The 13,866-nt window shown below is 25.1% G+C and carries 10 protein-coding genes; 6 read left to right on the top strand and 4 right to left on the bottom strand.

All coding sequences use genetic code 11. The features are described from left to right. Positions 1–238: 238 nt before the first annotated feature. The 4 genes from GBZ86_RS06895 to GBZ86_RS06880 all read left to right on the top strand — a co-directional run bounded on the left by GBZ86_RS06895 (position 239) and on the right by GBZ86_RS06880 (position 5,862). A complete protein-coding gene (locus GBZ86_RS06895) occupies positions 239–922 on the top strand; it encodes a hypothetical protein (protein ID WP_152889044.1) in 684 nt (227 codons plus the stop codon). A gap of 165 nt (positions 923–1,087) precedes the next feature. Continuing rightward, positions 1,088–2,899 carry a family 20 glycosylhydrolase gene (locus GBZ86_RS06890; RefSeq protein WP_152889042.1) on the top strand — a complete coding sequence of 604 codons (1,812 nt, stop codon included), beginning with the start codon at positions 1,088–1,090 and terminating at the stop codon, positions 2,897–2,899. 325 nt (positions 2,900–3,224) lie between these two features. Continuing rightward, a complete protein-coding gene (locus tag GBZ86_RS06885; RefSeq protein ID WP_152889040.1) occupies positions 3,225–4,538 on the top strand; it encodes an HAD family hydrolase in 1,314 nt (437 codons plus the stop codon). A 133-nt stretch (positions 4,539–4,671) separates the two neighbouring features. Further along, complete coding sequence (locus GBZ86_RS06880; RefSeq protein WP_152889038.1) at positions 4,672–5,862, top strand: pentapeptide repeat-containing protein; 1,191 nt, start codon at positions 4,672–4,674, stop codon at positions 5,860–5,862. Between the two features lie 69 nt (positions 5,863–5,931). Here the strand turns inward: GBZ86_RS06880 and GBZ86_RS06875 are convergent, their stop codons facing one another. Beyond that, positions 5,932–6,198: a hypothetical protein gene (locus GBZ86_RS06875; protein WP_152889036.1), complete on the bottom strand. Its 267-nt coding sequence runs from the start codon at positions 6,196–6,198 to the stop codon at positions 5,932–5,934. Between the two features lie 170 nt (positions 6,199–6,368). Continuing rightward, the gene (gene ilvA / locus GBZ86_RS06870) at positions 6,369–7,568 is read right to left on the bottom strand and encodes a threonine ammonia-lyase (RefSeq protein WP_152889034.1); all 1,200 of its coding nucleotides are present in this window, start codon (positions 7,566–7,568) and stop codon (positions 6,369–6,371) included. 158 nt (positions 7,569–7,726) lie between these two features. On the opposite strand from ilvA, the gene GBZ86_RS06865 reads away from it, so the two are divergent. Beyond that, on the top strand, positions 7,727–7,951 hold the full coding sequence (locus GBZ86_RS06865; protein WP_152889032.1) for a DUF3892 domain-containing protein: 225 nt from the start codon (positions 7,727–7,729) through the stop codon (positions 7,949–7,951). Positions 7,952–8,243: 292 nt separating this feature from the next. Then, the gene (locus GBZ86_RS18655) at positions 8,244–12,224 is read left to right on the top strand and encodes a S8 family serine peptidase (protein ID WP_152889030.1); all 3,981 of its coding nucleotides are present in this window, start codon (positions 8,244–8,246) and stop codon (positions 12,222–12,224) included. Between the two features lie 82 nt (positions 12,225–12,306). Here GBZ86_RS18655 and speE read toward each other — a convergent pair whose 3' ends face one another. Both speE and speD read right to left on the bottom strand, forming a co-directional pair. Beyond that, a complete protein-coding gene (gene speE, locus GBZ86_RS06855) occupies positions 12,307–13,152 on the bottom strand; it encodes a polyamine aminopropyltransferase (RefSeq protein WP_152889028.1) in 846 nt (281 codons plus the stop codon). Between the two features lie 75 nt (positions 13,153–13,227). Further along, positions 13,228–13,641 carry an adenosylmethionine decarboxylase gene (speD, locus tag GBZ86_RS06850; protein ID WP_152889026.1) on the bottom strand — a complete coding sequence of 138 codons (414 nt, stop codon included), beginning with the start codon at positions 13,639–13,641 and terminating at the stop codon, positions 13,228–13,230. Between the last annotated feature and the right edge of the window lie 225 nt (positions 13,642–13,866).

The following is a 13,866-nucleotide window of genomic DNA, read 5'->3' as shown; positions in this document are numbered from 1 at the left end:
TTATTTTTATTAGTGAAAAAATTTAAAATAAAGTATATTTTTATAAAAATTATGTGCATTTCATTGAATAAGAACATATGTTTACTAATGCTATTTTTAGCATTTTTATATGTTTTGATAGGTATTATTTAATTTACAATAAAGAGTTTTCAATAAATATATAATATTAGTATTGAAAATAATAATTTTACATAAACTTAATTTAAAAATTATAAATTAAGAAAGGTGTAAAATTATTATGGAAAAAATACATGAGAATAAAAAGAAGAAATTCTTAATATTTTTATTAATATCATTATTTTTAATTGTATTTATATTAGGTGGTATATGTATTTGGTACTTAAAGTTACAAAAAGAGCAAACTAGAGTTACATCAGGTAATATAAAACATGAAATTTTAGAAAATTTAAATGTAACTAGTACAGCTTTAGATATTTCTTCTGATAAGGAAGTAAATAAAGATATATGGATACATAATTTAAGTAACTCCTCCGCTTTATTAAGAGTAAAAATAACCCCTGTATGGATATATAATTCTAGGAAAATTTCCAAATTAAATAATGAAGAATATGTAAGTTTGATTTTTGCAAAGGATATGTATAAAAATTGGATAAAAGGAAATGATGGTTATTATTATTATAAACATATTTTATATGCTCATAATGATAAGGATGTTCATCCTATTAATGATATAGGAAAAAATATTACTGAAAATTCTTGTTATAGTGCTCAATTATTAGATCATATTGAATTAAAGGATAAAAGGGATTATGAAAATATTTATATAGACGGTAATTTTGATATTATAATTGAATCTGAAACCTTAGATGTAAATATGGATTTAGCTAAAAAACAATGGAAAATAGATAAAGAGCCTTTAGTATTAGAAGAATTAACTAAAATTATTAAAAATAAAAAATAAATTTTTTGTAAGATATGTATAGTAAATTTAAAAGTGCTATACATATTTTTTTGTAAATTTTATATTAATAATTGAAAAATTCTAAATATATTTATTAAAACAGTTTTTATAAAACCTATTTGTATATAATTAAACTATGTAAACATTTAAAGGAGTGGTTTAACTATGAATTATAATATTATTCCTCAACTTAAAAATGTAGAAATACATAGTAAGTTGATTAAATTAAATGATTTTTATATTGATGATAGTATTTCTAGTATTTCAAAAGTTCCTAAAGAATTTTTATTAGAAGGATCTTTTAATGAACTAGATGGAAAATATGCTATAAAATTTATAAAAAATAAAATGAACATAAAAGATGCTTATAAAATAGAAATTAAGGAAAAGGAAATAAATATTTATGCTGAGGACTTAGGTGGATTAATTTATGCCTCTTCTACTGTTTCTCAACTTGACATTCTAAATAATGGTACTTTAAAAGAATGTATTATTGAGGATAGTGCTGATATGAGTTTTAGAGCTATGTCAGATGATATATCAAGAGGACAAGTTCCTACTTATGAAAATTTTCAACAGGTTATTAAAAATTTAGCTAGATATAAGTATAATGTGTATATGCCTTATATTGAAGATGTTTTCAAATTTAAATGTTGTCCAGATTGGGGAAAATTTTCAGATGGTTTAAGTGGAGAAGAGTGGAAAAGTTTAAGTGAATATGCTAAACAATATAATATACAAATAAGACCTATTATAAATTTATTAGGGCATTTTGATAAAAATACTTCACTTAAAGAACTACAAAAATTAACTATTCAAAAAGAAGATGGTAGTCATACGGATGTAATAGACCCTTTTAATCCTAAAGTTAAACCTTTATTAAGTAAAATATTTGATGAAGTTGTTGAAGCATTTGGTGCTGGTGTTATCCATGTAGGAGGAGATGAGCCTAGCGAATTAACAGAGGTTTATGGCAAAGAAAAAGGAGGAAAAGCATTTATAGATCATTACACATGGATTCATAATGAACTTGAAAAACGTGATTGTGATATGATGATGTATGCTGATTTCTTTGCACCACCTTGGGGAGATTATTCTGTGGGGCTTGAAAAAGCTTTAGAACTACCTAAAGGTATAAATTTTGTATTTTGGGATTATAACCCTAAAGATTATTATCCTTATGTGGAAAAACTAAGAGAAATTGGTTTAACTGTAACTGTTTCTCCTGGTTCTTGGACTTGGAATAGATTTGCTTCAAATATTAAAGCTTCTTGGGGAAATACTAAAGGATTATTAAAAACTGCAAATGGTCAATGTGATCACATGATAATGTCTAGTTGGGGGGATGGTGGCGATTGTCCTCGAGAATTAATGTGGCCTGGTGTTATAATAGGAGCACATTTTGCTTGGAATAATAATTCTTCTTATGAATTTGAAGATTTTTATTATGCATATCACAAATTATTTTTTGGTTTAGATGAAGAGGATGCTAAAAATCTTTTAAATGTTTATCATTATGATAATGTAATGAATCTTGATGATAATTTTATATTTAAACTTGAAATTTTTAAAACTCCTTTAGAAATAAGTGATTTTGAATTTAAAAAGAATGCACATTTATTAATAGATGAAATGAATAAAGCTTTATCTAATATAGAGAAAATGAAAATTAAAAGAAATATTAATATTTTTGATGCCTTATATTTATCTGCTATGAAAATTAAATTTACTGCTGAAAAATTAACTTATTTACCTTGGGAAAAATTAACTTCAAGAGAAGATGCTATGACTTATATTAATAAAGTTCTTTATTTAGCAAGTGAAATAGAAAAATTAAGATTATATCATGAAAAAGTATGGTTTGCTTCTAATAGAAAAGCTGATTGGGGTTATGTGGATACTTTATACCATGATTTAAGAGATGAATTTTATTCTTTAGCTAGAAGATTTAAAAATTTCAAAAAGTTTTATGCTTAAATAAATTATCCTTATTAACATCCATATATTATAAATTTAAAAATAATAAAAAAGTATATATAAAATTAAAAGTTATGGAAAAAAGAGTAGGCATTTAATATTAAATACCTACTTTTTTGCTTATATATAGATACTAACAATATAAGAATATTCTATAAAAATAGTTAAAATAATTAACATCATTAACTTATTAAGGTTAAATAGAAATATTTAACCTTAGAATAAATTGACTATATAGTATAAAAGATGTATAAATAAATAGAGTATGTGTTATTCAATATAAATTTAACAAAAGAATTTAGATAATTGAAGGAGAGAATTTACAATGATTAACGGAAAGATGAAAACGATTAGTTTGATTTTAGCTACTTTAATATGCTCTACTGCTTTAGTAGGCTGTAAAACTATTTCTGCAAATAATCAATCTACTACAAACCAAACAACAAATGAAAATTCTAATGTTAAGCTTGAAAAATTAGGTTGGGCTAAAGATAACTATAATGCTTTAGAAAAAGTTATTGAAGATAACGGAAAAGGCAGTAAAAATTATGTGGAAGATGAAAAACCTTATGCAGTTTTTGATTGGGATAATACCTCTATATTAAATGATGTAGAAGAAGCTTTACTTGCTTATCAATTAATGAATCTAGAATTTAAAATGACTCCTGAAGAATTTAGTAAAGTTATAAGAACTAAAATACCTAAAGAAAATTTTAAAAAAGAGTTCAACAATAAAGAGGGAAAACCAGTAAATATAGATTTAATTGGAACTGATATAGATGCTGATTATAAATATTTATATGAAAATTATAAAGGATTTAAAGGAAATAAATCTTTAGAAGAAATTAAAAATACTAATGAATATAAAAGTTTTATAACAAAAGTTAGATATTTATATGCAGCTATTGGTGATACTTTTAGTTCAGAAATAAGTTATCCGTGGGTTACTTATTTATTTGCAGGTATGAATTCTGATGAAGTTGCTAAATTAACAGATAAATCTAATGACTATTGGTTAAAAGAATCTTTAGGTGAAGAAACATGGACAAGTCCTGATGAGCATCCAGGAAAAGCAGGCATAGTTTCTGTTACTTTTAAAACAGGATTAAGAACTACAAAGGAAATGCAAAACTTATATAAAACTTTAATGAAAAATGGTTTTGATGTATACATTTGCTCTGCTTCATACATAGATGTAGTTAAAGAATTTGCTACTAATTCAAAATATGGTTATGAATTACCAGATGATCACATTTATGCTATGGAATTAAAAAAAGATAGTAATGGAATTATAGAACCTGAATATAATAATGAATATTATCAAACTCAGGGCGCTGGTAAAGTAGAAACTATAAAGAAATTTTTAATTTCAACTCATAAGCAAGAACCTATTATTGTTGGTGGAGATAGTAATGGGGATGTTCCTATGTTATCAGACTTTAAAAATACTAAGATAAGTTTAATAATAAATAGATGTAAAGATGGAAAAATAGGAACGCTTTGCAAAAAAGCTGCTGATACTATAGGAAAATCTGATGCTAGATATTATTTACAAGGCAGAAATGAAAATAATGGTGATTTCACAGGAAATGAGGAATCTATACTATTAGGAAGTGATACTGAACAACTTCTTAATTAGTTTTTTAAGACAAATTATATATGTTATAAAATAAAAAGCAGAAGCTCTTAATAATGAGTTTTTGCTTTTTTTAGTATATAAAAAATATGATTTGTTTAAACTAAATTTACAATAATAAAAAAGGACGATGATAATGGGGTATATAAATTTTAAAGAAGAATGTTTTACAGCTAATGAACAATTAAAAAATAGAATTTTAAATAATGAAAATTTATTTAATAAAATTACCTCTTCAAAAAAGCTTTCTAAGGAATTTACTCCTAGTAATGAATTAAGTTTTAAATGTTTTAAAGAAAGAACTTTTGGTAATTCATATTATAAAAATGAAAAAGATTTTATTACTATAGAAAATAAAAATATCATTTGTTCAAAGTTTTATAAATGTAATTTTAATAACCTTAAGTTTAAAAATTGTAAGTTTATAGGATGCATATTTGAAGATTGTAACTTTGAAAAGGGTGGAGTCATATTTGAAAAGTGTATTTTAATAAAAGAGGATAGTGATGAATATCCTAATTTAAACAGAAAAGATAATTGGGGATGTACATTTAAAAATTGTAAAATGTATGTTAAATTTATTAGCTCCAACATAGGTTTTGCTATTTTTGATAATTGTTTCATTTATAATAGTTCTTTTCAAATTAGTAATATGACTAGTGTTGTAATTATTAATTCTGAATTGAAAAATTTAAATTTTGAAGATATTAGTTTATTTGGTGCAAAAATTATAAATACTTATATTATTGATTTAGAGTTTACTGATAAAAATCAATCTAAACTTGATGAGCAAACTTTTGTAGATAGAATTCCTTTAAGATATAGGAATAGAAATGAATATGAAGGATTATATATGGTTTACGAAACTTTAGCAAATAAATTTAATAATAATAGTTTGAAAAATAATTTTGGAGAGTATTATTTTTTATGCAAAAATATGCAAAGAAAAACTTTGAATTTTTTGCCAAAAACTGTGTCTTATTTATATTTATTAAGTAGTGGTTATGGTGAAAGACCACTATATTCTATATTATTTTCTTTATTTTTAATATTATTTTTTGCTATATTATATTTATTTTTAGGACTAGATGTAAATGATAATTTAGTACAATATACTATAAATAGTTTAATGAGTACTTCCTTTTTAGATTTTATAAATGATTTTAATGAAGCTTTTAATTTAAGTGTAGGAATGTTTGCTGGCATTGGTCTTATTAATTGTCAGCCTATACCAAAAGCTTATTTTGCATCTAATATTGAAATGTTAGTAGGTGTTGTTATGGTTGGTATAGGAACAAGTACTTTAATTAGAAAACTAATTAAGTAAATTAAAAAGCAAAAACCACCAAGTGAAAAGCTTAGTGGTTTTATTTTTTAATAAGAAAGTTAATGAATTTTATTTATTAATTTTAGAATATAGTATATCATATTCAACTAAAGAAATATTATCAAACTTTTTATTCCAATTAGCTCCAAAAGCTTCTTCAATGTAATTTTTATAATCTATGAAATTTTTATTGTTTAACTCTTTATTTAAAAATACCTCTTCATAATAAGCATATTCTTTTCTTATATTATTTAAATTTTTAAATGCAAAATCTATGTAATCTTCTATACTTAAATATTTATTTTCTAAATGAATTTCCTTTTTATATTTTTCCATAAGTAGTCTCCCTTTAAAAATTTTTTGCAATTTTTAATATCATGTATATATGATATTAAATACATTTTAAATGGACAAGTAAAGCTTATTGGAAGAAGATATAACAGAATACAAAATACCCAAAATTAAGGAAGCAAGTCTTAATTTTGGGTATTAAATTTAAATATGTTCTAATATACTTGTATTATGTTATAACCATGGTTTATAAGAGCTTCTTTTATGGATTGAATATGTGAATGTCCGTTAGTTTCTACGGTAACATCTAAAACTACATTTTTTAATTTATCTTTAGCTTTAAATCTATTATGATATAATTCCACTATATTTGCATTAACTGAAGAAAATACTTGTGCAACTTTAACAGCCTCCCCTGGCTTATCTATAAGTTCCATACTAAAGCATACTAATCTTCCTTTTGATACAAGAGCACTATCTATTAATGAAGAAATGGTAACCATATCAATATTGCCACCACTTATTACAGAGACAACTTTTTTATTTTTTTCATTTAATTTTTTTAATGCAGCAAGGCTAACAACACCTGAAGCTTCTGCTAATAGTTTATGTTTTTCACTTAATGTGAAAAATGCTTCTACTATTTCATTATCAGTAACAGTTACTATATCATCTACATAATCTTTTATAATTTCATAAGTTAAATTACCAGGTTGTTTAACTGCTATACCATCAGCAATGGTATCAACTTTATCAATATTAATTAAATGTCCTTTTTTAAAGCTTTGTTCCATAGCATTTGCTCCTGCTGCTTGAACACCTATAATTTTAATATTAGAATTAATGGATTTAGCAGCAATAGAAATACCACTTATTAATCCTCCACCTCCAATTGGACAAAGAATTATATCCACATTAGGTAAATCTTCTAAAATTTCTAAACCTACTGTACCTTGACCACATATAACATCTATATCATTAAAGGGATGTAAAAAAGTAACTCCTTGTTCTTTTTCTATTCTTTTAGCTTCTTTATACGCATCATCATAAACTTCACCAGCTAACACTATATTTCCACCAAAATCTTTAGTTGATTGAATTTTTAATAATGGAGTAGTTTCAGGCATAACAATAGTTGCTTTTACATTTGCTAATGATGAAGCATAAGCAACCCCTTGAGCATGATTTCCTGCTGAGGAGCAAACAACACCTTTATTTTTTTCCTCTTCTGTAAGAGATCTTATTTTATTAAGTGCTCCTCTTATTTTGTAGGCTCCTGTTAATTGTAAATTTTCACATTTCATAAAAACTTCGTTTTGGCAACCTTTAGAAAATACTTCACTATATAGTAAAGGTGTTTTCATAACAATATCTTCAATATTACGTTTTGCTTTTTTTATTTTATCTAAATACATAATTACTCCTCCTTTTGTAATTTAAAAGAAATTTTTCTAATTTGTTTATATTATATCAAAATTTTCTAGGGATATATAGCAATAATTTGATACATAATGTTATAAAGGATTCTTAAATTAGAATTGAAATAAATATATTAATAAAGAGGTGGAAATTTATGAGCGAAAGAATTAAATCAGTTATAAAGGATACTAGTGGAGAAATTACAGAATATGTTTTATCAAATGGTGAAACAGTTTCTAAACATGAAGGCGTTGAAATGGCTAAAAGAGGAGAGATTGAAGGTGTTATAATATCTCACTCTAAAAAAGGTGAAGGTTATTTAAGAACTAAAGGAGATGGAATAGAAGGAAATAATCTTTCAGAAATGGATTCTGAATAGTTAACTTTAATATAAAAACTTAGGATATTCCTAAGTTTTTTTGTTTACTTTTATTTATTAAATATTAATGCTATGTTTTAAAATAGCTTTAACAAATTTTGTATATTAACTATAACATTACTTATAGACATGGTAGTATTCTCTCAAATTTTATTTGAATAATTATGTGAAATTATTAATATGATAATAAATTTGAAATTAACATTAAAATTTATTACAATTATTGGAATTTTAATAACATTTGTATAATAATATAGAAATAAATTATTATTTTACAAAGGGGAGAAATTTTATGGGGAAAATTTTAAAAATAAATATTGCCAAAATAACAGTATTACTTTTTTCATTTTCATTACTTCTAAGTACTTTAGGTATTAATGTAAAAGCTACTGCTACTGAAAACAATATTGCAAAACTAATAAAAGATGAGAGCAAAGTTACTTCAAAGATAAAATTTAAAGGAATTAAATCTATAGAAAAAGATATAGAAAATGAAGTTGCTATTACTAAGGAAAATAAAGATGATATTATAAGAGTTATTATAGAGCTTAAAGATAAACCAGCAGCTTTAAAAACTAAAAATACTATTCCTTCTGAAGAAGAAATTAATTCTGTTTTAAAAGCTCAAGAATCAGTTAAAGCTAAAGTTATGAATATTACTAAATCTAATATAAAAAATAGTTATGGTAACCTTATAAATGGTTTTTCCTTAGATATTAAAAGAGAAGAAATGAAAGAAATTGAAAATTTACCTGAGGTGCTATCTGTAAGAGAAGCTAATAAATATTATCCTGATATGACCACAGCAAAAGAATTTACACAAGCTTTAAACGTTTGGCAAGATTACGGATTTAAGGGTGAAGGATTAGTTGTATCAATTATAGACACTGGAATAGATTATACTCATAAAGATATGAAATCCCCTTTAAATACTGAAACCATGAAAATTAAAGACACTAATCCATCTGGTCCTGGGAAATATTATACTGAAAAAATTCCTTATGGTTATAATTATGCTGATAAAAATTTAGAAGTTATAGATACTTCAGGTAGTATGCATGGTATGCATGTTGCTGGAATTGTAGCAGCTGATGCTTCTGATGAAGAGGTTAATAATGGTAAAGGTATTCAAGGAGTAGCACCACAAGCACAATTACTAGCAATGAAAGTATTTTCTAATAATCCTGATATACCATTTGCTTATGCTGATGATATTATAGCTGCCATTGAAGATTCTATTAAACATGGAGCGGATATAATAAATATGAGTTTAGGTTCTCCAGCTGGTTATAGAAATGCAAATGATCCTGAGCAAAAAGCTATAAAAAATGCTGCTGATGAAGGGGTTATTTCTGTTGTTTCTGCGGGTAACTCTTCCTATTCTTCTGATCCATATATTTTTGGAAAAGTAACAGATGTTTCTACAGTAGGATCCCCAGGGTTATCAAAGGATGCTTTACAAGTTGCAAGTTATGATAATAAAAGTAAATTGCTTCCTGCATTAACAGCTAATATTGAAAAGAAAAAATTTCTTATGGGATTTACTCAATGTGATATTGATCCTTTAGACATTTTTCTATCTGAAAGAAAATTAGAAATTGTAGATTGTGGATTAGGTACCCCTAGCGATTTTGAAGGGAAAAATTTATTAGATAAAGTAGCTTTAATTAAGAGAGGAGATATTGCTTTTAGTGAAAAACAAATTAATGCTCAAAATTCTGGTGCTATTGCTGTAATTATTTATAATGATAAACCTGGAAATGAATATATAAATATGGCATCAGATCCATCTATAAAAATTCCAGCTATGTTTATTAAAAATAGTGATGGTATTAAATTAAAAGAAAATATAATTAATAACCTTACTATATCTTTTGAGAATGCTGTAACAAGTGTGCCTAATTATGGTGTTGATAAAATGTCTAGTTTTTCCTCTTGGGGACCAGCACCAAACTTAGATTTTGCTCCTCAAATTACTGGACCTGGTGGAAGTATTTATTCTACATTAAATAATAATAAATATGGTACTAAAAGTGGTACTTCTATGTCAGCACCACATGTAGCTGGTAGTACTGCTTTAATTATACAAGCTTTAAAGAAAAGTAATTTAAATCTTTCGGGTAGAGAATTAATTGAATATGTTAAAAATACAATAATAAATACATCACAAATATTAATGGATAATGAATTTGACTTAAATAGTGAGATACCTTATTCTCCAAGAAGACAAGGAGCAGGAATGATTCAAACTAAAGATGCTTTAGAAAATAGAGTATTAGCTTTAGGAGAAAATGGCGAAGCTACTATATCATTAAAAGAAATTGATACTACAACTACATTTCCTTTAATAATAAAGAACTATGGTAATAAAGAAGAAACCTATAACTTATCTTCTTTTGGTGGAGTTTTAACTGCTTATAATCCTGGGTTTGGAGAAGGTGGAAAAATGCATAGGGATATAATATTAGAAGGAGCTTCCTTAACCTTTGATAATCATACTATAACAGTACCAGCTGGTGAAACTATTATAATAAATGCCACATTAAATTTAAATTCTAATACTCCAAAGGATATATTTGTAGAAGGATTTATTAAATTAGAAGCAGTAAATGAAAGTACTTTTTCATTAACTGTTCCTTATATGGGTTTTTATGGTGAATGGGATAGTGAAAAAATTATAAATCCAGCTCCTTGGGAAAAAAATGAAACAAATATATTGCCACCATCTTTTGCAGCTATTAAATTAGGAGAGGATTATCATTTTGCTGGGTTAGAAAATGTAACAGAGGATGGAGTAATATTAAATCCAGAAAAAATAGCAATATCTCCAAATGATGATGGTTATGGTGATACTATTATTCCAGCATTATATTTAATGCGAAATGCTAAAGATGTATATGTAGATGTATTAGATAGTAATGATAATATAGTTGCTAAAAAAGTTAATACAGATACAGAATTAAGAAAGAAAATATTTTCTTCTAAAGGTGGAAATGAAGTAAATATTTTAGAAAGTTTATTATGGGATGGCAATATTTACGATAGTTCTTCTGGAGAATTTAAAGTTGTAGAAGGAGATTATACTGTAGTAGTAAATGCTAGAGTTGATTTAGAGGATGCAAAATATCAACAATTTAAAATACCTGTTAAAATAGATAATACTAAACCAACTATTAATATTACATCTTCACCAAATTGTAATACAAACAATTATGAATTAGTGGCAACACTTAATGACTCTTTATCTGGATTAAATAATATAGTTTTAACTTTAGATGGAAAAGAAGTCGATATTTCTACTTTTACATTTGAAAATGGAATCTTAAAAGGAAATATTCAATTAAATGAAGAGGGAGAAAATAATATAATTTTATTTGCTTTAGATAATGCTTTTAATGAAGCTTCTACTTCTTTAGATATAACTGTAGGAACTACTCCTGAAAAGGGAGAAATAATTTTAACTAATGTGGAACAATTTATAGAAGTTTCAAATAGTAATTTAACCATTGAAGGATATATAAAAGGAAATATTGAAAAAGTATCTATTGGTGGAGTAGATACAGTTATCAAACCTGATAAAACATTTTCTGTGGATTTAACACTAGAAGAGGGAATGAATTATATTTTAATTTATGGTGAAAATGTCAATGAAGAAGTTGTGGTGAATTATTCCATGAAAGCATTTTGTGATACAGAAGCTCCAATTATAAAACTAGAAAATCCTTTAGCTGATGGAAATAATGTAATAAAAATTCCTTCTAATAAATTAATTATTAAAGGTTATGTAAGTGATAATACAAATGGCTATAAATTTTATTTGAATGGCGAAAATCTTTTAAATATTTTAACCGATGGAGAATATGGGCATGAAATTACTAAAAGAGAGTTTTCTAAAGAATTAAAAGTTAATGATGGAGATATTATATATTTAAAAGCAGTAGATAATCTTAAAAATGAAACTATTCTTAAATATAAAGTTAAAATTGATTCAACAATCACAGGAGAAAAACCTAAAAAAGTATTAAACTTTAAAGGTAAGGATATAACTAATAATAGTTTAAAACTTACTTGGAATGAAACAACAAATGTAACAATTAATGAATATATAATATACAAAGATGGAGTAAAAATAGCTACCGTAAACGGAACTTCTCAAGAGTATTTAATTGATAATTTAAAAGCTAATACTTTATATAATTTTAAAATAATAGCTAAGTCTATTGATGAACAACTTTCAAGACCAGTCTCTATTAACATTAGAACTAAAAAATAAAATATAAATTAATTTTAGTTCTTATTTATTAAATAAAAATGCTATGAGATTATAGTTAATAACTATTTCTCATAGCATTTTCTTATTTATTTAAAAGCTTTTTTACATAGTTAGGCAAGGCAAAAGAGCCTACATGTAAATCACAGTTATAATATTTAGTTTTTATATTTAAAGAATTCCAATATTCCTTATTTAAATCTTTAATAGGATGAAGCTCCTTAGATGCAAATCCAAAAATCCAATGACCTGAAGCGTATGTTGGCATATGATATTGGTAAGCTTCAGAAATAGGAAAAATATCTCTTATTTTACTAAAAGATCTATTCATTTCTCTTGCATTATTAGAATAATACGGACTTTCTCCTTGATTTACTAAGATTCCTTTTTTAGTTAATGCATTATAACAATCAGTATAGAATTCTTTTGTAAATAATCCTTCTCCAGGTCCTATAGGATCAGTTGAGTCTACAATTATTAAATCATATTCATTTATTTTTCCTTTAACAAATTCTAATCCATCTTGGAAATATAATTTAACTCTAGGATCTGTTAATTTATTAGCTGTAAAAGGTAAAAATTCTTGAGATGCTCTAACAACCATTTCATCAATTTCTACCATATGAATTTCTTCAATGGTATTATATCTTGTTAGTTCTCTTACAGTACCTCCATCTCCAGCACCAATTACTAAAACTCTTTTTATGTCTTTATTAACTGATAAAGGAACATGTACTATCATTTCATGATAAATAAACTCATCCTTTTCAGTTATCATAGTCCATCCATCTATTACAAGAACTTTTCCAAATTCTTCAGTATCTATTATATCAATTTGTTGAAAATCACTTTTTTTAGAAAATAAGGTGTTTTTTACTCTAGTTGAAAATTTAACATTTTCAGTTTGATTTTCTGTATACCATAATTCCATATTTATAAATCCTCTCAAAGTTTATGTTTTTAATTTTTGAATATATTACAAAGTTATATATAATTTAAAATATTATTACGCTGTTGGTTTATGTGTAATTACATCTAATTTATCTGAAGAAAAATTTCTGATTTTTTCAATCATTCCTCTTGCTATTTCAGTAGATTCACTTCTTTCAGCTTTTAAAACATTTTCTAAATATTCAAAGCCAACCCAAGGGTTCACTGAATCACCACAAGTATATAAGTCAACTGATGCATAACCGTATTCAGGCCATGTATGAATTGTTAAATGAGATTCCTGTATAATAACAGCTCCACTTACACCCCAAGGGTTAAATTCATGAAAACAACTAGTAACTATTGTAGCTTTAGCTCTTCTTGCTGCCTCACACATAAATTCCTCAATTAAGCTATGGTTCTTTAAAATTTCTTTATCACAGTTATAATATTCTACTAATATATGTCTACCTAATTGTTCAAGTTTCATAAGAAACCACCCCCATAAAAAATTTCTTTATAGATAATTTTACAAAGATATTAAAAAATAAAAAATTAGCTATTTTTCAAAAAAAAATATTTATGTAGTAGTTGTAATATATAATTTTTTCATATTTAAAATAGCTAAAACACTTACAAATACAAGTTTTTTAATACCTTTTATAACGCAACTTATAACTTTAAAAAGTTATATAAAAGTTTATTAATATTAAAC

It is taken from the genome of Clostridium tarantellae (genome assembly GCF_009295725.1).
GTDB classification, from domain to species: Bacteria; Bacillota; Clostridia; order Clostridiales; family Clostridiaceae; genus Sarcina; species Sarcina tarantellae.
Note: the sequence above shows the minus strand (reverse complement) of the source record. Positions and strands in the feature narration are given on the sequence as shown.

Excerpts from the sequence above, each read along its gene's own strand:
- ilvA (WP_152889034.1), bottom strand. The coding sequence starts at position 7,568 with ATGTATTTAGATAAAATAAAAAAAGCAAAACGTAATATTGAAGATATT.
- GBZ86_RS06865 (WP_152889032.1), top strand. The coding sequence starts at position 7,727 with ATGAGCGAAAGAATTAAATCAGTTATAAAGGATACTAGTGGAGAAATT.
- GBZ86_RS06890 (WP_152889042.1), top strand. The coding sequence starts at position 1,088 with ATGAATTATAATATTATTCCTCAACTTAAAAATGTAGAAATACATAGT.
- GBZ86_RS06880 (WP_152889038.1), top strand. The coding sequence starts at position 4,672 with ATGGGGTATATAAATTTTAAAGAAGAATGTTTTACAGCTAATGAACAA.
- GBZ86_RS18655 (WP_152889030.1), top strand. The coding sequence starts at position 8,244 with ATGGGGAAAATTTTAAAAATAAATATTGCCAAAATAACAGTATTACTT.
- GBZ86_RS06885 (WP_152889040.1), top strand. The coding sequence starts at position 3,225 with ATGATTAACGGAAAGATGAAAACGATTAGTTTGATTTTAGCTACTTTA.
- speD (WP_152889026.1), bottom strand. The coding sequence starts at position 13,641 with ATGAAACTTGAACAATTAGGTAGACATATATTAGTAGAATATTATAAC.
- GBZ86_RS06875 (WP_152889036.1), bottom strand. The coding sequence starts at position 6,198 with ATGGAAAAATATAAAAAGGAAATTCATTTAGAAAATAAATATTTAAGT.
- GBZ86_RS06895 (WP_152889044.1), top strand. The coding sequence starts at position 239 with ATGGAAAAAATACATGAGAATAAAAAGAAGAAATTCTTAATATTTTTA.
- speE (WP_152889028.1), bottom strand. The coding sequence starts at position 13,152 with ATGGAATTATGGTATACAGAAAATCAAACTGAAAATGTTAAATTTTCA.